The sequence below is a fragment of the Nocardioides sp. genome, assembly GCF_029937575.1.
Classification (GTDB): Bacteria; Actinomycetota; Actinomycetes; order Propionibacteriales; family Nocardioidaceae; genus Nocardioides.
The window spans coordinates 22,566-48,848 of the sequence record NZ_JAPYPS010000005.1 but is presented as its reverse complement, the minus strand read 5'-3'; the positions used below and the strand labels follow the sequence as shown (position 1 = coordinate 48,848).

The 26,283-nt window shown below is 70.6% G+C and carries 28 protein-coding genes; 6 read left to right on the top strand and 22 right to left on the bottom strand.

The annotated features are described in order from the left end of the window. The first annotated feature begins 72 nt into the window (after positions 1 to 72). Positions 73 to 912, top strand: a complete 840-nt coding sequence (locus Q1K33_RS03170; protein WP_300400501.1) for an IclR family transcriptional regulator — start codon at positions 73 to 75, stop codon at positions 910 to 912. 21 nt (positions 913 to 933) lie between these two features. On the opposite strand, the gene Q1K33_RS03165 is transcribed toward Q1K33_RS03170, so the two are convergent. From Q1K33_RS03165 to Q1K33_RS03085, 17 genes are all read right to left on the bottom strand, one after another. Continuing rightward, on the bottom strand, positions 934 to 2,028 hold the full coding sequence (locus Q1K33_RS03165; RefSeq protein ID WP_300400499.1) for a phosphotransferase: 1,095 nt from the start codon (positions 2,026 to 2,028) through the stop codon (positions 934 to 936). Next, on the bottom strand, positions 2,025 to 3,089 hold the full coding sequence (locus tag Q1K33_RS03160) for an extradiol ring-cleavage dioxygenase (RefSeq protein ID WP_300400496.1): 1,065 nt from the start codon (positions 3,087 to 3,089) through the stop codon (positions 2,025 to 2,027). Before Q1K33_RS03160 ends, Q1K33_RS03165 begins: the two co-directional genes overlap by 4 nt. A gap of 45 nt (positions 3,090 to 3,134) precedes the next feature. Continuing rightward, positions 3,135 to 4,106: an alpha/beta hydrolase gene (locus tag Q1K33_RS03155; protein WP_300400494.1), complete on the bottom strand. Its 972-nt coding sequence runs from the start codon at positions 4,104 to 4,106 to the stop codon at positions 3,135 to 3,137. 53 nt (positions 4,107 to 4,159) lie between these two features. Further along, positions 4,160 to 5,350, bottom strand: a complete 1,191-nt coding sequence (locus Q1K33_RS03150) for an FAD-dependent oxidoreductase (protein ID WP_300400491.1) — start codon at positions 5,348 to 5,350, stop codon at positions 4,160 to 4,162. Between the two features lie 82 nt (positions 5,351 to 5,432). Then, on the bottom strand, positions 5,433 to 5,771 hold the full coding sequence (locus Q1K33_RS03145) for a Rieske 2Fe-2S domain-containing protein (protein WP_300400489.1): 339 nt from the start codon (positions 5,769 to 5,771) through the stop codon (positions 5,433 to 5,435). Between the two features lie 2 nt (positions 5,772 to 5,773). Beyond that, positions 5,774 to 6,094 (bottom strand): non-heme iron oxygenase ferredoxin subunit, encoded by a 321-nt coding sequence (locus Q1K33_RS03140; RefSeq protein WP_300400487.1) that lies wholly within the window; start codon positions 6,092 to 6,094, stop codon positions 5,774 to 5,776. A gap of 146 nt (positions 6,095 to 6,240) precedes the next feature. After that, complete coding sequence (locus Q1K33_RS03135; RefSeq protein WP_300400485.1) at positions 6,241 to 7,572, bottom strand: ABC transporter substrate-binding protein; 1,332 nt, start codon at positions 7,570 to 7,572, stop codon at positions 6,241 to 6,243. A 126-nt stretch (positions 7,573 to 7,698) separates the two neighbouring features. Next, complete coding sequence (locus tag Q1K33_RS03130; protein ID WP_300400483.1) at positions 7,699 to 8,835, bottom strand: branched-chain amino acid ABC transporter permease; 1,137 nt, start codon at positions 8,833 to 8,835, stop codon at positions 7,699 to 7,701. Further along, positions 8,835 to 9,725: a branched-chain amino acid ABC transporter permease gene (locus Q1K33_RS03125; RefSeq protein WP_300400480.1), complete on the bottom strand. Its 891-nt coding sequence runs from the start codon at positions 9,723 to 9,725 to the stop codon at positions 8,835 to 8,837. Before Q1K33_RS03125 ends, Q1K33_RS03130 begins: the two co-directional genes overlap by 1 nt. 10 nt (positions 9,726 to 9,735) lie before the next feature. Then, complete coding sequence (locus tag Q1K33_RS03120; RefSeq protein WP_300400478.1) at positions 9,736 to 10,443, bottom strand: ABC transporter ATP-binding protein; 708 nt, start codon at positions 10,441 to 10,443, stop codon at positions 9,736 to 9,738. Beyond that, positions 10,440 to 11,201 carry an ABC transporter ATP-binding protein gene (locus Q1K33_RS03115; protein WP_300400476.1) on the bottom strand — a complete coding sequence of 254 codons (762 nt, stop codon included), beginning with the start codon at positions 11,199 to 11,201 and terminating at the stop codon, positions 10,440 to 10,442. The genes Q1K33_RS03120 and Q1K33_RS03115 overlap by 4 nt, the downstream gene beginning before the upstream one ends. Positions 11,202 to 11,483: 282 nt before the next feature. Then, positions 11,484 to 12,830 carry an aromatic ring-hydroxylating dioxygenase subunit alpha gene (locus tag Q1K33_RS03110; RefSeq protein WP_300400474.1) on the bottom strand — a complete coding sequence of 449 codons (1,347 nt, stop codon included), beginning with the start codon at positions 12,828 to 12,830 and terminating at the stop codon, positions 11,484 to 11,486. After that, positions 12,827 to 13,561 carry a dienelactone hydrolase family protein gene (locus Q1K33_RS03105; protein ID WP_300400472.1) on the bottom strand — a complete coding sequence of 245 codons (735 nt, stop codon included), beginning with the start codon at positions 13,559 to 13,561 and terminating at the stop codon, positions 12,827 to 12,829. Before Q1K33_RS03105 ends, Q1K33_RS03110 begins: the two co-directional genes overlap by 4 nt. 122 nt (positions 13,562 to 13,683) lie before the next feature. Beyond that, positions 13,684 to 15,246, bottom strand: a complete 1,563-nt coding sequence (locus tag Q1K33_RS03100; protein ID WP_300400470.1) for a long-chain-fatty-acid--CoA ligase — start codon at positions 15,244 to 15,246, stop codon at positions 13,684 to 13,686. Further along, positions 15,243 to 16,067, bottom strand: a complete 825-nt coding sequence (locus Q1K33_RS03095; protein ID WP_300400467.1) for an IclR family transcriptional regulator — start codon at positions 16,065 to 16,067, stop codon at positions 15,243 to 15,245. Before Q1K33_RS03095 ends, Q1K33_RS03100 begins: the two co-directional genes overlap by 4 nt. Positions 16,068 to 16,199: 132 nt before the next feature. Continuing rightward, positions 16,200 to 17,027: an SDR family oxidoreductase gene (locus tag Q1K33_RS03090; protein WP_300400465.1), complete on the bottom strand. Its 828-nt coding sequence runs from the start codon at positions 17,025 to 17,027 to the stop codon at positions 16,200 to 16,202. Continuing rightward, on the bottom strand, positions 17,024 to 17,563 hold the full coding sequence (locus Q1K33_RS03085) for an aromatic-ring-hydroxylating dioxygenase subunit beta (RefSeq protein WP_300400463.1): 540 nt from the start codon (positions 17,561 to 17,563) through the stop codon (positions 17,024 to 17,026). The genes Q1K33_RS03090 and Q1K33_RS03085 overlap by 4 nt, the downstream gene beginning before the upstream one ends. A 166-nt stretch (positions 17,564 to 17,729) precedes the next feature. Here Q1K33_RS03085 and Q1K33_RS03080 point away from each other — a divergent pair, with 166 nt between their 5' ends. From Q1K33_RS03080 to Q1K33_RS03070, 3 genes are read left to right on the top strand one after another with little or no spacing between them, the layout of a single operon-like run. Continuing rightward, positions 17,730 to 18,800, top strand: coding sequence for an alcohol dehydrogenase catalytic domain-containing protein (locus Q1K33_RS03080; protein WP_300400460.1), 1,071 nt, complete (start codon positions 17,730 to 17,732; stop codon positions 18,798 to 18,800). After that, a complete protein-coding gene (locus tag Q1K33_RS03075; protein ID WP_300400458.1) occupies positions 18,797 to 19,651 on the top strand; it encodes an SDR family NAD(P)-dependent oxidoreductase in 855 nt (284 codons plus the stop codon). The genes Q1K33_RS03080 and Q1K33_RS03075 overlap by 4 nt, the downstream gene beginning before the upstream one ends. Beyond that, a complete protein-coding gene (locus Q1K33_RS03070) occupies positions 19,648 to 20,310 on the top strand; it encodes a nitroreductase family protein (protein ID WP_300400456.1) in 663 nt (220 codons plus the stop codon). The genes Q1K33_RS03075 and Q1K33_RS03070 overlap by 4 nt, the downstream gene beginning before the upstream one ends. A gap of 98 nt (positions 20,311 to 20,408) precedes the next feature. On the opposite strand, the gene Q1K33_RS03065 is transcribed toward Q1K33_RS03070, so the two are convergent. From Q1K33_RS03065 to Q1K33_RS03045, 5 genes are read right to left on the bottom strand one after another with little or no spacing between them, the layout of a single operon-like run. Continuing rightward, a complete protein-coding gene (locus Q1K33_RS03065; protein WP_300400454.1) occupies positions 20,409 to 21,329 on the bottom strand; it encodes a zinc-binding dehydrogenase in 921 nt (306 codons plus the stop codon). A 9-nt stretch (positions 21,330 to 21,338) separates the two neighbouring features. Then, complete coding sequence (locus Q1K33_RS03060) at positions 21,339 to 22,535, bottom strand: acyl-CoA dehydrogenase family protein (RefSeq protein ID WP_300400452.1); 1,197 nt, start codon at positions 22,533 to 22,535, stop codon at positions 21,339 to 21,341. Between the two features lie 16 nt (positions 22,536 to 22,551). Next, positions 22,552 to 23,673 carry an acyl-CoA dehydrogenase family protein gene (locus tag Q1K33_RS03055; protein WP_300400449.1) on the bottom strand — a complete coding sequence of 374 codons (1,122 nt, stop codon included), beginning with the start codon at positions 23,671 to 23,673 and terminating at the stop codon, positions 22,552 to 22,554. Between the two features lie 46 nt (positions 23,674 to 23,719). Continuing rightward, a complete protein-coding gene (locus tag Q1K33_RS03050) occupies positions 23,720 to 24,172 on the bottom strand; it encodes a MaoC family dehydratase (protein ID WP_300400446.1) in 453 nt (150 codons plus the stop codon). Further along, entirely contained in the window at positions 24,169 to 24,591 is a 423-nt protein-coding gene (locus tag Q1K33_RS03045; protein WP_300400444.1) for a MaoC family dehydratase N-terminal domain-containing protein, read from the bottom strand. Before Q1K33_RS03045 ends, Q1K33_RS03050 begins: the two co-directional genes overlap by 4 nt. Before the next feature lie 100 nt (positions 24,592 to 24,691). Here Q1K33_RS03045 and Q1K33_RS03040 point away from each other — a divergent pair, with 100 nt between their 5' ends. Both Q1K33_RS03040 and Q1K33_RS03035 read left to right on the top strand, forming a co-directional pair. Then, positions 24,692 to 25,474, top strand: coding sequence for an enoyl-CoA hydratase-related protein (locus Q1K33_RS03040; protein ID WP_300400443.1), 783 nt, complete (start codon positions 24,692 to 24,694; stop codon positions 25,472 to 25,474). A gap of 3 nt (positions 25,475 to 25,477) precedes the next feature. After that, the gene (locus tag Q1K33_RS03035; protein WP_300400441.1) at positions 25,478 to 26,257 is read left to right on the top strand and encodes an SDR family oxidoreductase; all 780 of its coding nucleotides are present in this window, start codon (positions 25,478 to 25,480) and stop codon (positions 26,255 to 26,257) included. Positions 26,258 to 26,283: the final 26 nt, after the last annotated feature.

Here is a 26,283-nt window from a genome sequence, read left to right as displayed (position 1 = left end):
CCGTGGCCCGATCAGGACCCGTTCCAGGGACCGGAACACGAGCCACCGCCCCCGAACATCTGCTCGGCTACCATGACCGGCATCACAGACGAGCCCGGGACGGTGCGAGGAGTGGACGACGAGGTGCGCTCAGTTCCTGCCGCCGAGCCTCCCTCGATCCTGTCCAAGGCCTTCGACCTGCTGCGGGCGTTCAACTCCGAGTCGCGGGTGATGACCCTCAGTGAGCTCTCACGGGCCTCGGGGCTGCCCAAGTCGACGGTGCACCGACTCATCGCCCGACTCATCGATCTCGGTGCGGTCGAGACCCACCGCTCCGGCTACGTCGTCAGCCTCGACCTGTTGCAGCTCGCCGTCAACACCCCCGCCGGCGGCATGCGCGACAACGCCCTACCGTTCCTCGCCGCGCTGCACCGGTGGTCGGGGCTGAGCGTCGAGCTCGGCGTCCTGCGCCAGTTCGACGTGCTCTTCCTCGACAAGATGGCCCGGCACGGTGCCCCCGAGCACCGCGCCGGGGTCGGCTCCCGACTGCCCGCCAACGCCACCGCCCTCGGCAAGATCCTGCTTGCCTCGGAGAACCTCGAGGACCTCGAGTCATTCTTGCCCCGTCCCATGCCGTTGATGAGCGGCGCCACCGTCACCGACGTCGACGAGCTCGTCATCGAGCTGCGCAAGGTGCGTGGCGACGCCATCGCCCACGAGCGCGACGAGGCCCAACCCGGGGTGTCGTCCTCGGCCGTGCCGATCATCATCCACGACTTCGCGGTCGGCGCCGTCTCGGTCACCTACGCGACCGGCGCGGACGTCGGGGCGAAAGTGCAGAACGCCCTGCGCGACACCGCCGCCCAGATCGCCCGGGTCTGCAAGGCCGAGATGGCCCAGGGCAAGACGCACTACTTCCCGCACGAGCTGTGAGGGAAGCCTGCGGATGACCTGCTACCGCGAACCGCCCTGGCGCGTGATGCCCAGGACCCCAAGCACGTCGTGGTCGATCGCCGCGGAGAACGCCCTGAGTCCGGCCTCCTCGAGCACCGCCTCCGGTCCGTTGTCGCGGGGCACCGAGCCGTAGGACGCGATGGCGTGGGCGGTTTGGCGGCGGTAGGCGACCCACATGTCGCTCGCGGTAGGGGCAGGTCCGCCCGCGCCTCGCAGGGCGTCGCGGTAGGTCGCGACGAGGTCGCGCTCGTGCGCCCGCCGCTGCTCCACGGTCAAGGCCGTGATGATGATCCACGCCATGTCGTGGGAGTAGGTGCCGCCGAAGCACAACTGCCAGTCGAGGAAGCCGGGGCGACCGTCGGGCTCGTAGAAGATGTTGCCGCCGTGCAGGTCGCCGTGCACGAGCGTGCGGGGTTGGGCGTCGCACCATGCCCACAGCTTCTCCAAGGCCGCAATCCCGTTCTCCGCAGTCCCGACGGCTTCAAGCAGCAGGTCGCCGTTGGTCCAGTTGACCAGCACGTCCCAGTGATTGGGGCGCAGGAGGTACTTCAGGAATGTGCGCTGCGGCTGCTCCCAGCCGCTCATCTGCGCCAGCCGGGGCGAGCCCCACCAGGCTGCGTGCATGCCGGCGACGGACTCCAGCACGCCGGCCACGTGGTCGGCCGTCACCGGGAGCATGTTCTGTCCGAAGCTCACCCCGCGCGCGGCCAGGTCCTCCATCACGAGCACGCCCTGCGGGGAGTCGTCGAGGTCGGCGAAGTAGACCTGAGACAGGTTGAGCTCAACGTCGTCGGCGAAGTCGCGATAGAAGTGCACCTCCTGCTGAAGCGCCATCCACACCCGCTTGCGCCAGGTGTCGTCGAAGCCGCCCTTGATGTGCACGCTCGCCGGCCCGGGGCGCCCCCCGGGGGCGTACTCGAGGTGGAGGCGGGCCGACGCGGCTGTGCCGAAGAACTCCCGGTCCCGCCGCACGCCGGTGACGACCGCGCCCGGGAAGTGGTCGTGGAGCGCCCCCGTGAGCCAGTCCGGCGTCACCTCGTCGAGGCTGAGCGGCAGCCGTCCGGCCGCCGCCTCCACCGTCGGGACAGCGCTCACTTGAAGATCGCGAACGTCTTGTTGGAGTTGAAGACCTCCGTGGTGACGAAGTCGCTCCAGTCCAGCTCGAGGCCCAGCTCCTGCACCGCGCCGAGCAGACAGAACCAGTTGAGCATCTCGTGCTGGCCGGCCTCGACGACCTCCCTGGCCGTGACCGCCTCCCAGGCGTCGTAGTCGCCCCTGAGCATGGCGTCGTAGAGCGCCTGGTCGGACTCGGTGTCGGGGCGCAGGTGCCACCCCTTGTCGTAGAGGAACGCGTGCGACCAGCTCGACGACGCCACCAGCGCAACCCGCTTGTCGCCCTCGCGCACCGAGCGCCCGACCGCCCGGCCGAACTCGAAGCATCGCTTCGGCGACGGCCCCGGCGGGTCGAGCGACTCGCCCTGGTTGATCTCGGCGAAGCGCGCCAGCCCGCCCTTGCGGGCGATGACGTGCTCGCCGTAGCAGTTCACAGCGATCGGGACCATCGGGTAGGCGAACTGCGTCCCGACGTGGTCGAAGTCGAGAAAGATCTGGGTGTTGGCGAACGCGTGCGGGAAGTGGGACTCCTCACGCTTGCGGTAGGAGTAGGCACAGTCGATTCCGTCCCCGAGCACGTCGCTGACCAGCCCCTTGGCGTAGGTCGGCGCGCCCCGCATGGTGAACGACTGGTTGTCGGGCAGCCCCCAGGCGTTGGGGATCTTCATCAGTCCTAGCACCGCGAACGGGTCGATGTCGGTGTCCTCGTAGGCCAGCACGCAGAACGACGGGATCACTTCCTCGCGGAAGTTCTCGTACTGGTCGTCGCCCCAGACGACGACCACGTCGGGATTGAACGCGTCGAGCTCGGCGCGGCATTTCGCCAGTCCCGAGAGAAGCTGCGTGCGGTGACCGGCCGCGGCCGCGGTGCCCTGGTCGTCGCCCCACTCGCTCTGGGCCTGCTCGGACCAGGTCGATGGGTCCTTGAGCTCTTCGGGGATGTCCGGGTCGGTCAACGTCGCCTTGAGCAGGTTGGCCATGTGGGTGTCGGCTCCTGCGAGCAGCGGGTAGTGGGTGATGCCCAGCCCGATCGCGTCTGACATGTGCCTTCTCCTGATACGTGTGAGTGCTGCGCGGTGGTAGTGCGATCAGACCTGGGCGACCAGGGCCGGGTTCTCCGGACGGAGCTTGGACACGCCGGCGGCGTCCGCGGTTTGGCGCGAGACTTGGCCGTCGCGGAAGAACTCCAGGAAGACCGGGTTGAACAGGTCTGGCCGATCGGTCTGACCCTGGTGGCCGCACTCCTCGGGGTAGAAGAACTGCACGTCCGGCAGCACCTTCTCCTGCTCGAAGCCCCACTCGACGGGGGTCAGCACGTCCTCCGTGCCGTAGAGGTAGATGCCGGGCACGCCGATCTTGTCCAGCCGTCCCTTGGTCGACAGTCGGGCCTCGATGCGGGGGTCCTCCCACGGGATGATCCGGCCGTACTGCAGCAGCGAGGGCCAGAACGAAGCGTGCCCGGCCTTGCCGCGCTCGCCAGCGGCGAAGCGCATGTCGATGAGGTCGTCGCTGATGACCTCGCCGCGGTAGATGATCGCCTCCATCATCCGGCGCATCCCCTCCTTCGTGCCGTCGTAGGCAGTGAGTTCGACCTTGGCCGGCGGCTTGAGCCCCGCGGGCACGACGTCGCCGATGTCACCGGCGATGAGGGCGAAGCTCAGCACCCGCTCGGGGTGGGCGACGAGATAGTTGGTGGAGTTCATGCACCCCATCGAGTTTCCGGCGATGTGGAACTCGTCCAGGCACAGCGCGTTGGCGAACTCGTGAATGAAGTCCACGAAGTCGTGGATGCCGCGCGGGCGGTATTCCTCGCGGTCGTCGGAGAGACCGAACGCCGGCATGTCGGGGCAGTAGACCCGGAACCCGTTGTCGCCGAGGAACGGCGCCATGAAGCGCCAGCCCGCCGTGCCGGAGGAGCCCGGGAGACCGCCGTGCAGAAGAATTACGGCCGGGCCGGTGGTGCCGGAGGTCATGTAGTGGGCCTTGGCCCCGCTGGCGAGTCGCACCCAGCGACTCATCATGCCGGGCACCTCGATCAGGCCTTCTTCGGTCAACGCCATGGAACTCTCCTTCGGTTGCTGGGTCGGGTTGAGGTCAAGTCGGGCGACGTGGCTCAGCGGGTCGCGACGAGTCCGACGCCGGTCCACGGGGCGCGGGCCGCGATCGCCTTGCGGCATTTCATGAACGCGCGGACGTCGTCGACCACGACGGCACCGACGAGCGCACCACCCTCGTCGGTGAAGGCCGCGAGCAGGTCGCCATCGGCGACGGTGCCGACCAGGTGAGCGGAGCGACCCATGTTTGGGCGCCCGACGATCTGGATCCGGTGGCCGTACTGGTCGGACCAGACGTAGGGCAGCTGGGTGCGCGGCGGCGGCGAGCCGGTGATCGCGGACGCGACCAGGTCGGCGTGCTCGTTGGCGTTGGTCCAGTGCTCGATGCGCACGTCGAAGCCGTAGTGGGCGTGCGGCCACCGGGCGACGTCACCGGCGGCGTAGATGCCGTCGGTGCCGATCACGCGCAGGTCGGCCTCGCATTCCACCCCGTCGGCGATCGGCAGCCCTGACGACTCCAGCCAGTCGGTGGCGGGGACGGCGCCGATCCCGACCACGACCAGGTCCGCCGGGAGTCGCCGTCCGTCGGTCAGCACGACGGCCTGCACGCGTTCGTCCCCCTCGATGTGGGCCACGCCGATGCCGGTGAGGAGCGTGTTGCCCTGTGCTGCGTGGATGTCGGCGAGACGCCGCCCGACCTCGGCGCCGAGCACGTGGGCCAGCGGCACAGTCTGGGCCTCCACCAGGGTCGCGGTGGCCCCGTGCAGACGAACCGCGGCAGCGAACTCGGCGCCGATGAAGCCTGCCCCGACGACCACCACGTCGGAGGCCCCAGGAAGCGCGGTGCGCAACGCTACGGCGTCCTCGGCAGTGCGGATCGTGTGCACCCCGGCGAGGTGCTCGGTGCCGGGCAGCCGGCGCGGGGTGGCACCGGTGGCGATCACGAGCCGCTCGAAGCCGACCGCCTCGCCATCCACGGTCGTCACGGTGCGGGCGGCGACGTCCAGCGCGGCCGCTCGGACACCGAGGCGGAGGTCGACGTCGAGCTCGGTCAGCTGCTCCTCGGTGGCCAGAAGGATGGCTTCCCCGTCGCCGTCGGGCAGCAGCATCTCCTTGGAGAGCGGCGGCTTGTCGTAGGGCGGGTGCGGCTCCTCGCCGAGCAGGGTGATGGGTCCGGAATACCCCTTCATGCGCAAGGCCTGGACTGTGCGAAGACCTGCGACGGAGGCGCCGACGACGAGGATGCTCACGACGTCCACCTTCGTCTCGCGCCGTGACCGCGACAACGCGGAGTACCGCTGGCTGGAACCGGCACACCGGCCCGCGGGGGGGCTAGCCGGCTCCCTTGTCCTGGACCAGGTAGATGTCGTCGCCGCACACCGCGAGACGGTGCACCCGCACGGGCGGCAGGTGCGCTGTTGTCAGCTCCACGCCCGTGCGTAGGTCGTAGGTCGCCGCGTGGGCCGGGCACACGACGCACCCGTCGCGCACCCAGCCTCGTGCGAGCGAGGCGATCCAATGGGTGCAGGAGTCGTCGACCGCGTGCACGGTGCCGTCCTGCTCGCGCAGCAGCGCCACGTCGTCGTCGAGCCCGGTGAGAGCCCGCGCGACGAGCAGGCTCCCGCCGGGTGGAAGGTCGGCCAGCGACGCGATGCGCAGCGGGCGACTCACGGTCAGACGGCAGTGACGACGAAGACCCGGTCGCCCTCGATCACGACGTCGTAGACGTCGAGCGCGAGGGTCGCCGGCAGGCACAGCGGCTTGCCGGTGACGAGGTCAAAGCGCGCGAGGTGGAGGGGGCAGACGAGCTCGTCGCCCTCGAGGTCTCCCTCGTCGCCGAGCGACCACTCCTCGTGCGTGCAGGTGTCGGCAGTCGCGAAGAAGCGACCCTGCTCGGTGCGGTGCAGGGCAATCGGCGGCTGCGTTCCGTCGAGTGTCATCGACGTGCCGGGTGGCAGACCGTCGACGGGGCAGGCGAACAGGCGCTTGCTCACCGTGGATCCTTTCGCTGTCATGTCGTGAAGTCTCGCTGCGGGCGGGGGCGCACCCCAGGCCACGTTCTGCCCCGTGGAACACACCGTGGCCCGGCCACCGGGAGGTGGCCGGGCCGCGTCGCGTGCCGGTGCGGGCGAGTCGGGGCCTACTGCTCGGTGAGCTGGCCCTCGAAGTCGTAGAGCTCGCCCTGCACGAAGCCGCCCTCGTCGACCGACCACGCGTTGAGCTCGGCGGCCTCGATCGGCACCATGTCCTCCAGCCCGTCGACGGTGAAGTCGACCCCGTCGACCAGCATCGGCGAGTGGAAGTCGAGCTGACGTGCGGCGACGATGATCCCCAGCCTGCTGAGGCCGAGCTCGGAGTCGGCAGCGGCCCTGGCGGCCTCCACGAGGGCCTCGGCGTAGGTGTAGCCGCTGTAGGTCGTGGTGTTCTCGAGGTCGGCGTCCGGTGAGTACTTCTCCAGGGCCGCACGCACCTCGGCGACTCCCTCGTCGTCAGCGAACCGCGGCGAGTTGATGTCCTTGAACGGCTGCACCACGAGCACGCCCTCGCCGGCGGGGCCAGTGGCCCCGAGGTACGTCGACGAGCCGCAGTTGGTCGTCAGGTAGGTCACCGGCTTCCAACCTTGGTTGGCTGCCTCGGTCAGGACCGAGATGCACTGTGCACCGGTCGGGGCGGCGAAGAGCACGTCTGCGTCGCTGTTGCGCATCGTGGTCACCTGCGAGGATGGGGCCGCGGCGTCGGCCGCTTCGATCGTCTCGGCCGAGACGATCTCGCTCTTGGAGTCTGTCTCCTCCAGCCAGCGGTCGATCTGGAGGGCGTAGTCGTTGCCCGACTCGGTGTTGCCGATGAAGGTGGCGATTTTGGCGCCGTCGGGGAACTGCTCGTTGACGCTCTCGACCCAGATGCGTGCGTCCAGGGAGAACGGCGTCGCGCCCTGCACGACCTCGGGGTAGTCGGGGTCGGCGGCGCCGGCGCCACCGCCCGGCAGGCTGACCCCGGGGATGCAGTCCCGCTTGAGCAGGTCGCGGATCGCCAGCACGGCGGCGGTACCGGTGACCCCGGTCATCGCTACGACCTCGTCCTGTTGGATCAGCTCCTGCACCGCGGCGACGGTCTTGTCCGGGAGGAACTGGTCGTCCTTCTGGATGAGGTTGAACTTCGTGTCGAGACCCGCCTCGGCGTTCGCCTGCTCGAGGGCGGCTTCCGCACCGGGCCCCAGGACCGCGAACGCGGTCGCCGGACCCCCGGTCAACGGCAGTGTGAGGCCGACGTTCGCCTCGGCCGGCAGAGGGTCGGTGACGTCGGCCGGGCACTCCGCCAGATCGATGCCGAGCACCTCGGCGGCGGCGCTCGCGGCATCGCTGTTGTCGGAGGACGAGCCGCCTTCCTCGGCGCCTGGGGCGCCGCCACAGGCGGTGACGGCGATGGCCGTCACGGTCGCGACCAGGGCGAGCAGTGGTGTTCTCTTGGGCATGGCGGTTCCTTCTCGGGTGATTCTTGCGGGGCAGCGGCGGGTGCCACTCCCGGCCGCAGGTGGGTGATGGACTGACGTGCTGGACTTGCGATGTCCCCCGAAGGACGTCGGGCTCGGCGTGGCCCGCTAGCGGCGGGCCAGTCTGGCGGCCGGTCTCGGCTCCGGGTCGGTGGTCGGTTCTGCCTCGAACCCGGCGGGGTCGTCGGAGAGGTCGTCGGGAAGCGACGAGGTCTGGTCGACCTCGCCCTGGGTAGGCGGCTGCGGCACGACGATGACCAGGCGTCGCAGCAGCGAGGTGAGACCGCCGGCGAGCCCTCCCGGCAGCACGAAGACGAGCGCGATCACCAGGGCACCGAAGATGACCCCCGAGATCGGACCCTGGCTGAGATCGCTGGTCCACACCGGCACGAAGTAGATGATGAAGGCGCCGAACACCGGTCCCCAGAAGCTGCCGCTCCCGCCGAGCACCATCGCGACAAGCAGGTTGATCGTGAGCAGGAGACTCACCGTCTCGGGCGTCAGCACGCCGGAGTTGACCGCGAACAGACTTCCGGCGAGCCCGGCGATCGCCGCCGAGATTCCGAAGACGACCGTGCGCACGAACGCCCGGTTGACCCCCATGACCGTGGCTGCCGCCTCGTTGTCGCGCAGCGTGATCACGGCACGGCCGACGCGACCGGTCATCAGGTTCCACACCACCAGGCACGACAGCAACAGGGCCACGACGGTGACGTAGTAGAGCCACACCGTCTGCCCGGCCCGTCCCACGAAGTAGGTGATCCCCTCGGGTGCGTCGAACGTCATGCCGAAGAGCCCCGAGGAGCCCCCGGTCAGGTCGTCGAAGCGCCGGATCAGACTCGGAAGGAGCACCCCCACCGCGAGCGTGACCAGGGCGAGGTACATGCCCTGCACCCGCAGGGCCGGCAGGCCCACCACGACCCCGACGACGAAGCACAGCGCCATCCCGGCGACGATCGACGTCACCACCCCGTAGTCGTAGGTGACGGTCATGACCCCGGTCGTGTAGGCGCCGATCCCGAAGAACGCCGCGTGACCGAGTGAGATCTGCCCTGCGAAGCCCGACAGCAGGTTGAGCCCGACGACCGCGATGGCCAGGATCAGGGCGCCGGTGATCTGGCTCAGTCGGAAGGTCTCAACCAGGTAGGGCGTCGTGACGACCAGCAGCACGATGCCGAGCACCCGGCCCAGGCGCCATGAGAGGTCGACGCGGCTGCCGGCGCGAATCTCCAGAGGAAGGGCCATCAGACTCGCTCCACTTTCTTGGTGCCGAAAAGTCCGGTCGGTCTGACCATGAGGACCCCGAGGAGGATGACGAGGGCGACCGCCTGCTTGAGGTCGGAACCGACCCACGAGATGTAGCTGCCGATGAGGTTCTCCAGGACGCCCAGCACGATGCCCGCGAGCACCGCGCCGCCGGGGCTGTCGAAGCCGCCGAGGGTTGCCGCCGCGGCGGCGTAGATCAGGAAGTTGAACATCATGCCCGTCGTCAGCGTCGTCGACGGTGAGATCAACCCTCCGACGAGCGCCCCCACTGCGGCGGCGAGCGCCCAGCCGAGGGAGTTGATCTGGTTGACCCGCATGCCGAGGAGGCGGGCGCTGTCGGGGTTGCCCGCGGTGACCCGCATGGCCAGGCCAAGGCGGGTGTACTTGAAGAGCAGGTAGAGCGCCGTCATCACGACGAGGAGCACCGCGAGGATCAGCAGCTGCTGGTAGCGCAGCCGAGTGCCGAAGAAGGAGATGTAGTCGTCGGGCGCGGAGGGCACGGCCGCCGGAAAGGTCAGCGGGTCACCGCCCCAGATCACCCCGGCCCCGGCGTTGAGCACCAGGAACAGGCCGATCGTGACCAGAAGGATCGAGTAGTCAGCACCGTGACCCAGTGGTCGGATCAGCACCCGCTCCACGACCCCGCCGGCGATGAAGCCGATCGCCACCGCACCCAGGATGGCGAGCACGACCGGAAAGCCGACGGCGTGCAAGGCGTAGGCGATGAATGCGGAGAACATCGCCATCTCACCTTGTGCGAGGTTGAGGTGGCCGGTGCCGCGGTAGACGCACACGAGCGCCAAGGCCAGGAAGCCGTAGACCACGCCGTTGTTGAAACCGTCGACGATACGAGCGATCAGAAGATCCATGGCGTGCGTCTCACGCTCCCAGGTAGGCGGCGCGGATTGAGTCGTCGCTTGCGAATTCGGCGGCCGGACGCGCAGCGCCCATCACCCCGACCTCGAGGAGGTAGCCGCGCGCAGCGATCTCCAGGGCGATCATGGCATTCTGCTCGACCACGAGGATCGACATCCCGAGCTCTGCGTTGATCTGCCTCAGCGAGGCGAAGAGCTCCTCAGTGAGGAGGGGCGAGAGACCAAGGCTCGGCTCGTCGCACAGCAGCAGCCGCGGCCGGCTCATCATCGCCCGCGAGATGGCGAGCATCTGCTGCTCGCCACCCGAGAGGAGCCCGGCCTTCTGCTTGCGCCGCTCCGCCAGTCTTGGGTACGTCGTGTACCACCGCTCGAGGTCCTCGGCGAGGCCCTTCCCCTTGCGTACGTGGGCGCCGGCTCGGAGGTTCTCCTCGACGGTGAGGTCGACGACGGTGCCACGACCCTGCGGCACCTGCGCGAGGCCGTCGCGCACGATCGCGTCGGCGGAGGCCTTGATGATGCTCCTGCCGTCGAGCTCGATCGTGCCGCGCCGCGCGATCATGCCCGAGACGGCCCGCATCAGGGTGGTCTTGCCGGCGCCGTTGGCGCCGAGCACGACCACGATCTCGCCTTCCTCAACGGTGAGGTCAACGCCGTGGAGCACGTCGCCGGCGCCGTACCCGGCCTGCATGGCGCTGATCCGCAGGAGACTCATGCGCGCGTCCCCAGGTAGGCAGCGACGACCTCGGGGTGCTGGCGCACCTCGGCCGGCGTACCCTCGGCGATCTTCTTGCCGAAGTTCATTGCCACGACCTGATCGGAGATGCCCATGACCATCGCCATGTGGTGCTCGACCAGCAGCACGGTGAGGCCGAGCTCGTCGCGCACCCGCTTGATCGTCTGGGCGAGCTCGTCGACCTCGGCATGGGTCAGACCACCTGCCGGTTCGTCGAGCAGCAGCAGCTGCGGCCGAGCGGCGAGAGCGCGGGCCAGCTCGAGACGCTTGAGGGTGCCGAAGGGCTGGTCTGCGGCGGGCGTGAACGCCAGGTGCTCCAGCTCGAGAAACTCCAGGAGCCGATAGGCATCAGCGCGGATGGTGCGTTCCTCGCGGCGGACTCCGACCCGGGTCAGTGCCCGGACGAATCCGGTACGCCCGCGCGGGTAGGCGCCGGCCATGGTGTTCTCGAGGAAGTTCAGCGACGGGAAGAGCCCGAGGTTCTGAAACGTGCGGGCGACGCCCTTGGCCGCGATCCCGTGGGCGGGCACGCTCAGCAGGTCGAGGTCGTCGAGCAGGATCCGGCCCTCGTCGGGCTGGTAGATCCGGCTGACGCAGTTGAAGAGCGTGGTCTTGCCGGCCCCGTTGGGACCGATCAGCCCGCAGATCTGACCCCGCTCGATGGTCAGGGACAGCCCATCGAGCGCGGTGATGCCTCCAAAGCGCATCGACAGGTCATCGACGACGAGTCTGGTCACGGTGGTCCTCCTGGTGCTCGGTGCTGCAGTGTGACGTGGGCGACATTTCAGGCTCCATGCGAAGTTCCGGCGGTTGGAACGTGGCCGCTGCCAGGGCGGCCCTGAGAGCCCGAACGGGCGGACTGTCGGAGCCTGACCCACATGCGGGCGGCGCGCGAAACACCGATCCCGTGGGACGGAACGCCACGCCGAGCAACTGGACGGCCAGCGCCCGGCCCCGGAAACGACTCAGCCGAGCGTGCCCGCAGGGCTGCGCTCGGCTGAGGGTGACGGGGGGCTGGCTCAACCCGCGGTGGTCTGCTCCTGCAGCTCGGCGCGCTCGCCGCGGAAGCGCGCGCTCGGCGGCTCGTGGGGCTCGACGGGGTGCTCCCGGTCGTTGACGAGCTGGTCCCAGCGGCGCCACCACGTGCGCATCTGCAGCTCGTCGGAGCCCAGGGCCACCGGGCTCGACATCCCGCGGGAGACATCGGACCACTCGAGCTCCCGGTGCGCCGCGAACGACCGCTGGCACGTCTCGAGTGCCTCGACGTCGTCGGGGGAGGCGAGCCCGCCCGGGCCCCAGAAGGTCAAGAAGTTGTCCAGGCGCTGCTTCTTCAGCTCCTCGCCCTCCTCCGGCGGCACCATCTCCCAGGCCGTGACCTCCATGTAGTCGGGCCGGATCGGGTCGATCTTGCGGATCACGACCCCCATCACCAGGTCGATTACCACGAGGTTGGGGAATATCACCAGGTTGCGTGCACCGGTCATCCGGTCGACCCATGCCCCGCCGTACTTGGTGCGGAAGCCCTCGAAGCGCTCCTCTTTCTCGGCCTCCCCGGCCTGCGAGAGCGGCCGGCCGAAGACGCCGCCGGTGCCGGGCCCGCCAACCGAGGCGCCGTGACCGTTGCCGAGGTCGACGCCGATCGAGTCGCCGAGGGTGGCGGCATCCAGCTCGACGCCGGACGCCGTCACCATCTCGAAGTAGCGCTGGTGGGTCGAGACCGCGTGGTAGCCGTCGTAGCTGTTCTCGACGAGCAGCTTCCAGTTGGCCTTGACCGAGTACTCGTGGGTGCCCTCGAGCACCTGCATCCCGACCTCCGACTGGTCGCAGACGAGGTCCAGGAACTCCTTCGCCTCGGCGAGGTAGTCGACGAGGTCCTCGACGTCGGGGTTGAAGCTGATGAACACGAACCCGCGGTAGGAGTCGAGGCGGGCCGGCGAGGCCAGGCCTGGGCGTTGAAACCCCGGGCCGTACGACGTGTCGCCCGGCACCGAGACCAGCTTGCCCGAGGTGTTGAAGCTCCAGCCGTGGTAGAAGCACGTCATGAAGCGGGCGTTGCCTGCGGGCTCGCGGCAGATCATCGCCCCGCGGTGGGGACAGGAGTTGATCCAGACCTGGATCGCCCCGGCCTTGTCGCGAGCGAAGATGACCGGTCGTCCGGCGACGTCGCGGGTCTTGAAGTCGTGGGGCTTGCTCAGCTCGGTCTCGTGGCCGACGTATAGCCAGACCTGGCCGAAGATCCGGTCGCGCTCGCGGTCGAACACCTCCGGGTCGACCATCGCGCGCCGATTGACGCGGAATCGCGGCGACTCACGGTCGTCGTCGATGAAGCGGAACGCCTCGGTGGGTGCTGTCGGGGTCTGGGTCATCGCACACTTCCTTCGGGTGACGGGTCGGACGGGTCGCGCCGCAGCTCCCAGAGCTCGGCATACGGCGAGAGTCGCGGGCTGACGCGGGCGTTGAGCCACTCCACGAGGCGCTGCCAGGAGTCGAACGCGGCCGCGTGGCCGAGCGCGTCGGCGGCGCCTCGGAAGTAGTCCGCGCCGACGCCCGGGTAGATCACGACGCGCGAAAAGCACGGCGCGTCGGCCAGACGTCGGCCGAGCTCCACGACGGACTCGGGGGTCGTGTGCTCGTCGTGCTCGCCGAACATCCCCAGCCAGGGCGTGCTGGTCAACGCGACCGGCTCTGCTAGGACGTCGCGCGGCGACAGGCTGATGGCGGCGCCCAGGCTCAGCGCCCCGGCAGCGGCGAACGCCGCCGTGCCACCAGCACCGTAACCGACCACGCCGACCTGCTCGGCCCCCCACCCGCGCTCCCCGAGAAGGGCCAGCAGGGAGCGCACGGCCGCGACGGCGTCCGCGCGCGCCAAGGACCCGGAGCCGAGGTCGACGGCGAGAGTCTCGTAGCCGTGCTCGGCCAGGGCGTTCATCACCTCAGGTGCCTGGGTCGCGAGCCCGTCGCCCCCGCACAGCAGCGCGACGGCTCCGCGCGGGATGCCGGTCAGCCTGACCTCGGCGACCTCGACCGGGCCCGCGCCCTCGAGTTCGGCGACGAAGTGTCGCGGCTCGATCCTGGGGAGGGGTGCCTCGCGCTCCATGGCCCACCTTTCGCTTGCTGGGGGACGTACCCGGCGAATATGGCGCAGCGCGACAGCGCACGTCAGGACGTGTTCTAGGCGTCGGAACGCTCCAGCTCGCGGAGCCCGGCGCGGTCCGCGATTCAGCCGATGCGACGAGTGCGCCCGGCCCAGAACGGCTCGCGGAGCACCCGCTTCAGGATCTTCCCGGAGGGGTTGCGCGGCAGCTCGTCGACGAACTCGACGAGCGTGGGGCACTTGTACGCCGCCAGTCGCTCGCGACCGAACGCGATCAGGCCGGCCGCGTCGAGGTCGGCCGCGGGGCGGCGTACGACGAACGCGAGCACGGTCTCACCCCACCGCTCGGAGGGCACGCCGATGACCGCCACGTCGTGCACGTCGGGGTGTTCGGCCAGGACGTGCTCGACCTCGACGGGGTAGACGTTCTCGGCGCCACTCACGATCATGTCCTTGAGCCGGTCGCACAGGAAGAGGTATCCCTCGCGCAGGAAGCCGGCGTCCCCGGTGCGAACGAACCCGTCCGGATCGATCGCGAGCGCCGTCTGCTCCGGGTCGTGCCAGTACCCGCTCATGTTGGTGGCGGTAAGCACCCAGACCTCGCCTACCTCGTTCTCGGCGCACAGCGTGCCCTCGGGGTCGCGGATCTCGACGCGCGTGGTGTCGAGGGCACGCCCGGCCGACTCCAGGAGGTGCGGTCGTTCGGGGTCGAGGTGCTCCTCGGGCAGCAGCACCGTGGCGCACTGGGTCTCGGTGAGCCCGTAGTTCTGCAGCATCCGCGCGCCGAGGGTCGCCAGACAGGCGCGCAGCAACTCGGGCGAGATCGGCGAGGCGGCGTAGACGATCGTGTCGAGCGCACCCAGGTCGACCTGCTCCACGCCGGGCACCTCGACGATCGACTTGAGCACCGCCGGCACCAGCATCGTCGCGGTCACCCGCCACCGCTCGAGCAGCTCGAGCAGCAGCGACACCTTGGCCTCGCGAGCGATGACCGTGTGGGCGCCGGCGCCGAGGCTCATCGTCGCGAACGAGATGCCGGCGGAGTGGAACAGCGGCATCGCGACGAGGGTCGTCGACCCTTGGCCGACCCGGGTCAGGCCGGCCATGTCGACCGTGGCCGCGAACGCGCGGTGGCTGAACATCACGCCCTTGGGCAGGCCCGTGGTGCCCGAGGTGTACATCATCAGCGCCGTGTCGTCCGGCGAGACCTCCACGCGAGGATCGATCGGCGGTTGGGCAGCCAGCCACTCCTCGTAGTCGTAGCCGACCCCGACGACGGTCACCAGCGCGGGCAGGTCAGCTCGCAGCTCGGCGATCGTCGCGGCGAAGCCCTCGCCCACCACGACGAGAGAGGCCCCCGCGTGGTCGAGCACCTGAGCCAGCTCACGCGGCGCGAGCCGCCAGTTCAGCCCGACGCTCACAGCGCCGGCCATGCACGCCCCGAACACGAGTTCGAGGTGCTCGGGCGCGTTGTGGCCGAGGAAGGCCACCCGGTCGCCCGGTCGCACGCCGGCCGCCACCAGGCCCTGGGCCAACCTGCAGCACCGGTCGGCGAGCTCCGCCCAGGTGCGGGTGGTCTCGTCGCAGCTCAGCGCCGGCGCGTCCGGGTCGGTCACGGCGCGGCGGCGCACGAGGGCGGCCAGGCTGGGATCCTGGGACACGGTGGCGGGAGCGAGGACGGCGTTCACGACGCGGGCAGCAGCTCGCCGACCTGGTGGGCGGCCTCCGCGGCGAGTCGACCGAAGGAGCCGAGCCGCTGCTCGGCGACGCGACCGAGGCCCATCGTCGGCACGCACAGCGAGACCGCTGCGACGGCGCGGCCCCCGTGCAGCACCGGCGCGGCTACGCAGATCGTGCCGTGGCAGGACTCCTCGCGCTCCACGGCCCATCCGGTGCGACGCGCCGAGGTCAGCTGGTCTACGAACTGCCGCCGCTGCACGACCGAGTAGGGCGTCGCGCGGGCCATCGGCTGGTCGATCACCCGCTGCACGGTAGCGCCTGGACCGAAGGCGAGCATCGCTTTGCCAAGGGCGGTGCAGGACGCCGGGAACCGGCCCCCGACCCGACTGGGGAGGCGGGTGCCGGCCGGCCTGGTCAGCTTGTCGAGATAGAGCACGTCGGAGCCGCTGAGCACCGCGATGTGCACCGCGATCGCGTCAGCCCGCTCGAAGAGCCAGCCGAGGGGGCGCGGCGAGACGTCGCGCAGCTCGCCGAACTCCGACCAGCGCGCGGCCTCGACGAGCTCGAAGAACGAGCCGCCGACACGGTAGCGAGCGCCGCTGCGTCCCACGAAACCGTGGCCCTCGAGCGTCTTGAGCAGGCGGTGCGCGGTGCTTTTCGGCACCCCGATCTCGGCGGCCACCTCGGTGACGCCGAACGTCGTGGTCCCGGACCTGGTGATCGCCTCGAGCAGGGCGAGCGTCTTGGAAGCCGACGACTGCGCCGCTGCCTCGGTCTCGCCTGCGGAGGCCCTTTCGGCCACCTCGGGTGCTTCCAACGTGTCGATCATGCAAACCTCCAACGACCAGGGTCGGGCCTCGTGAGTGACGAGCACCACTCGAGTCTCTCCCGAACAATCGTTCAGTTCCTGCCGGGTTCCGGTGGCCGGAACCGGACGGCCTGCGGTCGGGGGAACGCCGCGCTACGCGCCGTGCGGGGTCCAGGGCCAGTACTTGGCCGTGGCGCCGCCGTCGATGGTGATGTTGCTGCCAGTGATCATCGCCGAGTCGTCGCCGGCGAGCAGGACCGCGGCCGGTACGTAGTCGCGTGGGGTCGGCAACCGACCCATCGGGAACTGGCCGGTGAAGTCCATGGGCCACTCACCCGGACTCGCCTTGGCCGCGGCCATCATCTCGGCCATCCGCTGCGCGACCTCGGGGTCCGCGGGCTGCGTGGCGGTGGGCGTCAGCCCGTTGACCCGGATGTCGTGCTGGGCCAGCTCCATGGCCGCCGACCGGGTGAAGTTGATGAGTCCGCTCTTCCCGGTGCTGTAGCCGATGTTGCCGGGCTGTCCCTGCCATGCCGCGGTCGACAAGATGTTGATGATGCTTCCGGGGGTGCCGGCGCGGATCATCGAGGCAGCGACCGCACGGGTGAAGATGAACGCGCCGCCCAGGATGATGTCGAGCTGGCGACGGTAGTCCTCCAGCGGCATCGTCAGCAGACCCTTCTGGTTGAACCAGACGGCGTTGTTGACCAGGACGTCGACGCGACCCCAGCGCTCCTCGGCCCGCCGTACGACGTCAGCGGCGTGGTCGGGATCCGTGACGTCGCCGACAACCGACAGCGCCTGGCCACCGACTTCCTCGATCGTGGCTGCGCAGGCCTCGGCGGAGGCGTCGGTGACGTCGGTGCACACGACGTTGGCGCCCTCCTCGGCGAACCCGCGCGCGATGGCGCCGCCGATGTTGGGGCTCGCCCCGGTGACGATCGCGACGCGACCCTCGAGGCGACCGGCGGGGCGGCTCACAGGATGATGCTCACTTTGCCGTGCGGGCGGAGCGTCTCGAGGTCTAGCACGGCACGCCGCTCCACGAACCGGAAGCCCAGCTCCGTGTCCGCGGCCTCCTGCAGCACGTGACGGTAGGAGCCGACGTAGGTGTCGACCGAGCCGTTGCGCATGCGAACCACCGAGAAGTTCGCCCATACCCGCACGAGGCCCTCGGCATCGTACGACGCTCGCACGTTGCCGATCAGCCGGCGGGTGCGCGAGTGCGGGTACTCTGCGTGGGCCGAGCGGGTGAGCAGGGAGTTGACGCGCTGCTCGAGCAGGAAGCGGTCGTCCTGCACCAGGAACAGGTGACGGCTCGGGTCGCCGTCGGGCTTGTCTGTGGCAGGCACCAGGTAGTGCGCCTCCGGGGTGAAGAGCTCGAGCCACTCGTGCAGGCGCCACTGGTCGAGCAGCTCGGCCTCTTCGTAGAGGAACAGCTCGAGATCACCGCGGGTCGCCGCGGACACCTTGGTGAGCCGGGTCTCGGTCAGCGTTGCCTCGATCGTCTCGGTCATCGTCGTCCTCCTTGAGCGGGCACACCTGTGGGCGAGGATCACCTTGGCGGGTCGGCAGAGCGGCGACCACGGCCGGTTCCGGGCGCTGGAACGCAGAGCGGCCCTCCCTCGGCAGCACCCCCATATTGCAGTCCATGACGTTTCAGCTGCCCACAGGTCGGAGCCGATGAAGGCCGTGCGCGTGCACGCGCCGTACGATGCTCGGCTCGACGACGTGCCCGCGCCTCAGCTGGCGGCGCCCGACGACGTCAAGGTGAGGGTCACCGCCGCCGGGATCTGTGGCACAGACCTGTGGCTCTACGAGCACGCGCCGGTGCCCGCCGGCTACCGGCACCCGGCGTTCGGCGAGACCGGACCGCACGTGCTCGGGCACGAGCTGGCCGGCGTGGTCACCGAGGTCGGACCCGCCGCCGCCGGACCGACCATCGGCGACCTCGTTGCTGTGCGGCCACTGGTGGCATGCGGCACGTGCGCGACGTGCCGTCGGGGCGACACCAACATCTGCGAGCAGCGCGGCTTCCTCGGCATCCACGGCGGCGGCGGGGGCTTCAGCGAGCAGGTCGTCGTCCCGGTCGCTCAGGTGCACGTGCTGCCCGAGCCGTTCACCCCGGCGACCGGCGCCCTGGTCGAAACCCTGGCGACCTGCTGGCATGCCGTCGCCTCCGTCCAGCTCGACCCGGACGACCCGGTGCTCGTGATCGGCGCCGGTCCGATCGGTCTCGGCGTAGTGCTGTGCCTCCGAGCCCACGGCGTGCGAGACGTGCTCGTCAGCGCGCACGGCGAGGCTCGCCAGCAGGCCGCTCGGAGCTTCGGCGCCCAGGTCGTCGATCCGCGCGAGACCGATCTGGTCCGGTGGGTGCGCACCACCACCTCGCGCGCCGGGGTCGCGGTGTCGTTCGACTGCGCCGGAGCGCCAGGCAGAGTCGTCGACGAGCAGGTGAAGGTCCTGAGGCCGGGCGGGCACCTCGTGGTCGTCGCGGAGTTCCACGAGCCAACCGCGATCGACCTCGCCTCCCTGATGAGGGCGGGCAAGCACCTGCACGGCAGCTCGGCCTACACGCCGGCCGACTTCGACGCCGTCATCGCCGCGGTCGCCGCCGGCGATCTCGACCCGACCTCCCTGGTCACCTCGGTCGTCACGCTCGAAGACGCCATCTCGGCCGGGCTCGACGGCCTGCGCGACGGTGCCCGTGAGACCCAGGTCAAGATCCTCGTCGGCCAGGGCACCGCGTCGTGACCGAGCTCGCCGGACGGGTCGCGGTCGTCACGGGTGCCGGGTCCGGGATCGGCGCCGAGACGGCGCGGCTGCTCGCGCGCCGCGGGGCCACGGTGGTCGTCTCCGACCTCGACGAGCCTGCGGCCCGCGCGGTCGTCGATGAGCTCGTCGACACCGGCGCGACGGCCACCGCCGTGGCCACCGACGTGAGCGACGAGCACCAGGTGCGCGGGCTCTTCGCGCGGGTCCGCACCGACCACGGTCGGCTCGACGTCCTGCACAACAACGCGGCCGCGATGGGGCTCGCCACGCGTGACCCGGGTGCCGTCCGGCTCGACGCGGAGGTCTGGGACGCGACCTTCGCGGTCAACGCACGAGGACCGTTCCTGGGTTGCAAGCACGGGATCCCGCTGATGCTCGATTCCGGAGGCGGGGCGATCGTCAACACCTCCTCCATCTCGGCCGAGGTGGGCGAGGCGACGATCACCGCCTACGGCGCCTCCAAGGCCGCGGTCTCCCAGCTGACCCGATCCGTCGCCGCCCAGTGGGGCAAGCGCGGCATCCGCTGCAACGCCGTCGCGGCCGGCCTCGTGCTCTCGCCGTCGGGTCTCCAACTGCCGGAGGCACTGCGCGCCATCTATCTCCGGCACACGCTCACTCCCTACCTCGGCGAGCCCGAGGACATCGCCCACGTCGTCGCGTTCCTCGCCTCCGACGAAGCTCGCTACATCACCGCCCAGGTCGTGCGCGCCGACGGCGGACTGACGGACCACCACCCGATCCTCGCGGACTTCCGCGACTGGGTCGCCGACTCGCGCGCTGCCACGGCGCCTGCTCACCCGCCCGCCCTCACGAGAGGCACGACCCCATGACCGAGACCACCGCTTCCACCGCATTCGACCTCGGCCAGACCGACCGGCTCCTCACCACCACCAAGGCGGTCAGCCGACGCTTCGACCTCACGCGTGACGTGCCGATGGACGTGCTGCTCGACTGCATCCGGATCGCCTCGGCCGCCCCGATCGGCGGCAACCGGGAGGCCAACCGCTGGCTCGTAGTGAAGGACCCGGCGAAGAAGCAGCGCCTCGCCGAGCTCTATCAGGCCGCCGGCAACCCCTACCTCGCCAGCCTGCGCGAGGCCGCCGAGCCGGGCTCGCGGCAGAGCCGGGTGGTGGAGGCCGGGCAGTACATCGCCGACCATCTCGCAGAGATCCCTGCCCTGGTGATCCCTGTGCGCTTCGGCCAGCCCGACGAGACCAGCATCTACACCCCGCAGTCGTTCTACGGATCCGTGGTGCCGGGCGTCTGGAGCTTCCAGCTCGCGGCGCGCTCTCGCGGGATCGGCACCCGCTTCACGACGTACCTCACCAGCTGTGCCGAGGAGGTGGCAGAGGTACTGGGCATCACCGCGGAGGTCACCCAGGTCGCCCTGCTGCCGGTCGCCTACTACACCGGCGACAGCTTCACGCCGGCTCCGCGCCGCACACCGGAGTCGATCACCTACCTCGACACCTGGGGCGTCGCGCCGTGACCCCCGCCCTGCAGGCCCGCACCAGACGGGCTGCGCCGTTCCTCCTCCGCGTCGTGTAGGCGCTCGACTCAGGCGGGGCCCCTCCGCGCGGGCGGCGGTCAGATCGCAAGGAGCAGCTTCGCGTGGGGGGAGGAGTCCTGACGGGCCCAGACGGAGGCGACGTCGGCGAGCGGCACGGTCTCGCTCTCGGTGTGGATGCTGCCCTCTGCGACCAGGGTCAGCAACACGGTGAAGCTGGCGGCGACGTCGGCGTCGGTCGCGTCTCCGATGTTGCAGGAGAGCAGGTCCTTGCCCTTGAGGGCGATACCGTCGAGCTGCATCGTGCGCCCGGCGCGCATGCCGAGGTTGACGATGCGCCCGCCCATCCGGGTGGCGCGGATGGCGGCCATCATCGGCTCGCCGAAGAGCGCGTCGACGACCAGGTCGAAGCCGCCGTGGGCGGCCTGCGCCAGTGCGTCCGGGTAGTCGTTCTCGAGCACCACGATCTCGTCCGCGCCCAGCGACAGCAGCCGCTCGAGGGTCGGGCGGTCGCGACCCGCCGCGCCCACACCGGCGGCCCCCCCCCCCCCAGCGGCCGGCACGGCGACCGGGCCGACAGCACCCGGCGCCCCCCGGACGAGCCCCGCGGCCCCCGACTGGAACTGCCCCTTCCAGGTGAGCGCGAGGTGGCCGGTCGTGCCGGCCACGCCGACACCGAGCGCCTGCGCATCGCTCACGTCGTGGGGCACCGGCACCGGCGTGCCCGCCCGGGCGACCGAGCGCTCGGCGAAGGTGCCGTGGGGCGCAGGCGCCATCGGTAGGTAGACCCTCGAGCCGTCGTCGAGCCGGCCGACTCCCTCGAGCCCAGGCACGTACGGAAGCGTCGGCTTGAGCCGGATCCCTGCGGCGTAGACGATGTCGGCAGGGTTGAGGGCTGCCGTCGAGATCGACACCAGCACCTCCCCAGTCGCGGCGCGCGGCTCAGGTAGGTCACGCACGACCGGGCGGCCGCCGAGCTCCTCGATGACTGCTGCGCGCATCGCGCCGCCTCAGCCCGCGAGCCGGCCGAGCAGGCTGCGCCCGACGACGATCCGCTGCACCTGACCCGAGCCCTCGAAGATGTCCATGATCTTGCAGTCGCGGTACCACTTCTCGAGCAGCAGCTCCTTGCTCGCGCCCTCCGGCCCAAGCAGCTCCATGCAGCGCCGGATCACCCGCTCGACCGTCTCGGGGAGGTAGCCCTTGGCCGCCGCCGAGAGGCTGCGGCTCGGGTTGCCGGCGTCCACGGTGGACTGCGCGAGGTAGTTGAGCCGTCGTCCTCGGTCGAGCGCGGCGTTCATCGCCTCGAGGTCACGCTCCACCGAGGCCCAGCGCTGGGGGGTGAAGCCCGCCTGCTGACCCTTGAGGATCGGGGTGACGGTGTCGAGCGAGGCCTGGGCCAGGCCGATCGCTAGGGCCGACATGTTGGGCCGGTTCCAGGCGAGGGCGCTGAGTGCACCGCCCTGACCGTTTCCGACTTCGGCGTCGCCGCCCTCGGCACTCCAGCCGAGGCGGTGGTCGAGCGGGACGGCGCAGTTCTCGAAGACCAGCTCGGACGTGGTCCAGCTGCGGATGCCCAGCTTGTCCTCGTTCTCCTTGGCCACCACGAAACCGGGTGTCCCCTTCGGCACGACGAAGGCGTTGATGCCCTTGGCGCCCTGCGTCTTGTCGATGGTCGCGAAGACCACGACGTAGTCGGCGAAGGCGCCTCCGGTGCAGTACATCTTGGTGCCGTTGAGGACCCAGCTGTCCCCGTCCCGGGTCGCGGTGGTCGCGACCTTGGAGGTGTCGGAGCCGAATCCCGGCTCGGTCAGCGCGAATCCGGTGTCGCCACGCTGCTTGACGAAGGCGTCGTCGTACCACTTCTCGATCTGGGCCGGCGTGCCCATCGCCTGGACAACGAGGTGACCGATGCCACCGTTACCCAGGGTCGGGTGCACCCAGATGTCGCCGTAGTTGATGCTCTCGTAGAACGCCAGGTGGGAGACCCAGTAGCCCTCCTCGAAGGTCGGCAGCGGGTCGGGGAGCTCGCGGTCCGCCCTGCCCAGCGGCACCGGTGCGGTGTCGAGGATCGTCTTCCAGTTGTCGGGCCGGCGCTTGTCGATGTCGGCCTGGCGTGCGTATGGCCGGCACTCGGCTGCCGACCACTCGCGCAGCGCCGTCGAGTAGTCCTGGAGCGGCTTGCTGAGGGTGAAGGAGTAGGTCATTGTCTCGCCTTGTATGTCAGAGAGCAGCCGTGAACGGCGCGCGGGAGGTGTCGAGGTCGAGGGCGGACAGCGCCGCGGCGCAGCGATACCAGAGCTCGACGGGGTGGTCCTTGATGAAGCCGTGGCCGCCGAGGGTCTGCACGGCCTGCCGGGTCGACTGGGTGCCGACCGAGAGGGCGTAGGCCACGGCCTGGGCGACCAACGCCTCGTGGTCACCGGTGGGATCCTCGAGGAGCACCAGAGTCGCCTCTGCCAGCTCGAGACGAGCTGCCTCGATCCGGATGAGCGACTCCGCGAGCGGGAACGCGACGCCCTGGAAGGCCGCGATCGGCTGGCCGAAGGCGATGCGCGTCGTGGCGTACTGCGCGGCGTACTCGGTCGCGCGGACGGCGGTGCCGATCGCGGCCGACGCCGTGAGCAGTCGCAGGCGCTGCACCGTGGCGGTGAGGGTGCCGGCGTCGGAGCCACCGAGCAGGGCCGAGGCGGGCAGCTCGGCGTCGAAGACGACGTCGGCCGCCTGGGCGGCGTCGAGCGCGATGCGCCCGGCACGACCGGCGTCGTCCGCGACGGTGACGCCGCCGGTGCCGGCCGGGACCACGACCGCGCGCTGCGCACCGCTGGCGGCGTCAACGCCCGCGACGACGTACAGCTCTGCGCTCGCTGCGAAGGCGACCGCGCGTTTGGTGCCCACCAGCCGCACCCGATCGCCGTCGACCGTGATCGTCGTGGCGTACTCCGCGGGTCCGCGTCCGTAGCCTTCGTAGAGTGCGACGGCACTGCGCACTCCTGGGTCGGTCGCCAGCCGGGAGAGCACCTGTTGCTGCTCGAGGGTGCCGTGCTCGGCGATGAGAAGCGCCGCGGCGCCGTTCCAGAAGGCCGCCAGGGCGATCCCTGGGTCGCCGTGGGCGAGGTTCTCCACGGCGGTGAGCAGGGTCAGGGGCTCCGGCACGCCGCCACCGCCGTGCTCCTCGGGCACGGGCACGGTCAGCCCGGTCTCGAACAGCTTGTGCCACACGTCCGGCGGCACGGCTCGGTCGCGCTCGGCGTCGCGCGCGGACGGCGCCAGGAGCTCCGATCCGATGCTGCGCGCCAGCGCGCCGATCTCGGTGAGCTCCTCGTCGGGATGAAGGTCGAGCACGGCAATCTCCTCAAGTGATGGACAGGTCAGGTCAGGTCGGGTCAGGTCAGGCCTGCTCGGGCAGGAGGGCGAAGGTCGCCTCGACCGTCGCCGTGCGCGTGCTCGCGGGGTCGATGGGGTCGCCGTCGAAGACCTCGACCGACACGTCGACCAGGCGCGCGCCCCTGTCCTTGCGCAGGGCGGTCACCGTGCCGCGGCAGACGAGGGGCAGGCCCGGGTAGGTGGGGCGCAGGTAGCGCGAGCGCGAACGCACCACCCGGGCGATCTCCGGCGGCAGCCAGCTGGTCACCGACTGCAGCGCTATCGCGAAGGTCAGCCAACCGTGGTTGATCACCCCGCGCTGGCCGGCCGCCACCGCGTAGTGATGGTCGAAGTGAACGGGCATGTAGTCGTCCTCGGCCCCGGCGTACCTCACCAGCTGCGTCGTGGTCGGCGTGCGCTCGAAGGCCGGCAGTGCCTGGCCGACGGCGAGGTCTGCCGGCTCGGTGACGATGCTCATCCGTACTGCACCTCGGTCCACGCCACCGTGCTGACCGGCTCGCCGTCACGGGTGGTGGTGAAGGTCACCTGAGTGAAGAGCATCGGCCCCGAGCGGCCCTCCTTGACGAACACGTCGGTCAGCTCGCACGTCGTCTCGACCACGTCGCCGGCGCGGATCGGGGCGTGCAGCTCCAGCTCGTCGTTGGTGTGCAGGTGGCTGCGGAACGGCTCGTCGGGCTCGGGCAGCGGCGGGAGCGGCGAGCGCAGCGCGGCGACGTACGTCGGGGCCGCGACCGCACCGTGGTGCGCGGCGTGAGGATCGCCGGTCGCGACCGCGAACTTACGCAGGGCACCGCGCTCGATCTCTCTCGTCTCCGGCGCCCCCCGGGCGCCGACGTGGGCACGCAGCGCCTCGGCGTGGGCTCGGATCTCGGTCACCCACGCACCGTAGGGCCGCTACGGCGGATCGCGGACGACGTCGTTCCAGCCGCCGGAAAGGCCGCTGAGATCGCCCTGCCCGCGGTCCTACGGTCCTGCCATGTCCAGTGTCGCGGTGGAGAAGCACGGCCACGTGGCCGTCGTCCGGCTGAACCGACCCGAGGCCCGCAACGCCTTCGACGGGCCTCTGGCCCGGGCGCTCGGGGCAGCCGTCGACCAGGTCGAGGAGGATCCCCAGCTCCGCGTCGCCGTGCTCACCGCAGCCGTCACCGAGCCTCGACCGGTGTTCTGCGCGGGTCATGACCTCCGCACGATCGAGGACGAGTTCGGCGGAGGCGACCAAGCCGCCACCGAGCGCGGCGGCTTCGCCGGTTTCGTCACCTACCCCCGCACCAAGCCTTGGGTCGCGGCCGTCGACGGTCTCGCCACTTCCGGGGGACTCGAGATCGTGCTGGCCTGCGACCTCGTCGTGGCCACCCGACGCTCCTCCTTCGCCCTGGCCGAGGTGAGGTGGGGCCTGGTCGCCGGCGCCGGCGGGCTGTTCCGGCTGCCCCAGGCCGTCGGCCGGGCCGCGGCGATGGACATGCTGCTCACCGGCGAGCCCATTGGCGCCTCCCGCGCGCACCAGCTCGGGCTCGTCGGCACGCTCGTCGACGGCGACGCCCTCGCCACGGCCCTCGACCGCGCCCGCCGCGTCGCTGCGGCCGGGCCGCTCGCCGTCCGCGCCAGCCGACGCGTGTGTGACCGCTCCTTCTCCCTGGGCGAGGAGCAGCTCTGGCACGAGAGCGACCGGGCCCTCGCCGAGATCATGGGGTCCGACGACCTGGCCGTCGGGCTGGCGGGGTTCGCCACCCGCACCACGCCGACGTTCGCCGGTCGCTGAGCGATGGACCTCGGCATCGCCGACCGGCCGGCCGTCGTCACCGGCGGCAGCTCGGGCATCGGCCGGGCGTGTGTCGAGCAGCTGCTCGCCGAGGGAGCACGGGTCTGCGCAGTCAGCCGGGACGTCTCGCCGCTCGATGCCCTCGTCGCGGCGCACTCCGGCCGGTTGGTCACGGCGAGCTGCGACCTCACGACCGTCGGGGGCTGCGAGGACGCCGTCGCGGCCTGTGTCGCAGCGCACGGCGGCGTCGAGATCCTGGTGGACAACGCAGGTGCGGCGCGGGGCGCTCACGTGCTCTCGCTCGAGCGGGAGCGCCTCGACGAGGCGCTCCGGCTCAAGCTCTACGGCTACCTCACGATGGCTCAGCTCGTCGCCCCGCTCATGCGAGAGCGGGGATGGGGCCGCATCGTGATGGTGGCCGGCAGCGCGGGCACGAGCCCGACCCCGGACAACCTCCCACTCAGCATCGCCAACATCGGCGTGCACAACCTGGCGCGGGCGCTCAACGACGAGCTGGCGTCCTGCGGCGTGCTGGTCAACGTGGTGGCGCCCGGTCTGACCCTGACCCCGCGGGCCGACCGACTTCTCGACAGCCTCACCGAGTCCAGCGGCCGCAGCAGGACCGAGGAGCTCGAGTCGCTCGTGGCCGGGCTGCCCGCCGGCCGGGCCGCTGAGCCCGAAGAGGTCGCGGCTGCGGTCTGCTTCCTTGCCTCGCAGGCGGCGTCCTACGTGCACGCCTCGGTGCTCTACCTCGACGGCGGCGCCCGCCGCGCCACCCCCTGACCCCGATGACCCACCGACACGGAGGA

Coding starts and splice junctions, on each gene's coding strand:
- Q1K33_RS03170 (WP_300400501.1), top strand. CDS start 73: ATGACCGGCATCACAGACGAGCCCGGGACGGTGCGAGGAGTGGACGAC.
- Q1K33_RS03160 (WP_300400496.1), bottom strand. CDS start 3,089: ATGTCAGACGCGATCGGGCTGGGCATCACCCACTACCCGCTGCTCGCA.
- Q1K33_RS03155 (WP_300400494.1), bottom strand. CDS start 4,106: ATGGCGTTGACCGAAGAAGGCCTGATCGAGGTGCCCGGCATGATGAGT.
- Q1K33_RS03135 (WP_300400485.1), bottom strand. CDS start 7,572: ATGCCCAAGAGAACACCACTGCTCGCCCTGGTCGCGACCGTGACGGCC.
- Q1K33_RS03130 (WP_300400483.1), bottom strand. CDS start 8,835: ATGGCCCTTCCTCTGGAGATTCGCGCCGGCAGCCGCGTCGACCTCTCA.
- Q1K33_RS03125 (WP_300400480.1), bottom strand. CDS start 9,725: ATGGATCTTCTGATCGCTCGTATCGTCGACGGTTTCAACAACGGCGTG.
- Q1K33_RS03120 (WP_300400478.1), bottom strand. CDS start 10,443: ATGAGTCTCCTGCGGATCAGCGCCATGCAGGCCGGGTACGGCGCCGGC.
- Q1K33_RS03110 (WP_300400474.1), bottom strand. CDS start 12,830: ATGACCCAGACCCCGACAGCACCCACCGAGGCGTTCCGCTTCATCGAC.
- Q1K33_RS03105 (WP_300400472.1), bottom strand. CDS start 13,561: ATGGAGCGCGAGGCACCCCTCCCCAGGATCGAGCCGCGACACTTCGTC.
- Q1K33_RS03095 (WP_300400467.1), bottom strand. CDS start 16,067: ATGATCGACACGTTGGAAGCACCCGAGGTGGCCGAAAGGGCCTCCGCA.
- Q1K33_RS03085 (WP_300400463.1), bottom strand. CDS start 17,563: ATGACCGAGACGATCGAGGCAACGCTGACCGAGACCCGGCTCACCAAG.
- Q1K33_RS03080 (WP_300400460.1), top strand. CDS start 17,730: ATGAAGGCCGTGCGCGTGCACGCGCCGTACGATGCTCGGCTCGACGAC.
- Q1K33_RS03070 (WP_300400456.1), top strand. CDS start 19,648: ATGACCGAGACCACCGCTTCCACCGCATTCGACCTCGGCCAGACCGAC.
- Q1K33_RS03065 (WP_300400454.1), bottom strand. CDS start 21,329: ATGCGCGCAGCAGTCATCGAGGAGCTCGGCGGCCGCCCGGTCGTGCGT.
- Q1K33_RS03060 (WP_300400452.1), bottom strand. CDS start 22,535: ATGACCTACTCCTTCACCCTCAGCAAGCCGCTCCAGGACTACTCGACG.
- Q1K33_RS03050 (WP_300400446.1), bottom strand. CDS start 24,172: ATGAGCATCGTCACCGAGCCGGCAGACCTCGCCGTCGGCCAGGCACTG.
- Q1K33_RS03040 (WP_300400443.1), top strand. CDS start 24,692: ATGTCCAGTGTCGCGGTGGAGAAGCACGGCCACGTGGCCGTCGTCCGG.
- Q1K33_RS03035 (WP_300400441.1), top strand. CDS start 25,478: ATGGACCTCGGCATCGCCGACCGGCCGGCCGTCGTCACCGGCGGCAGC.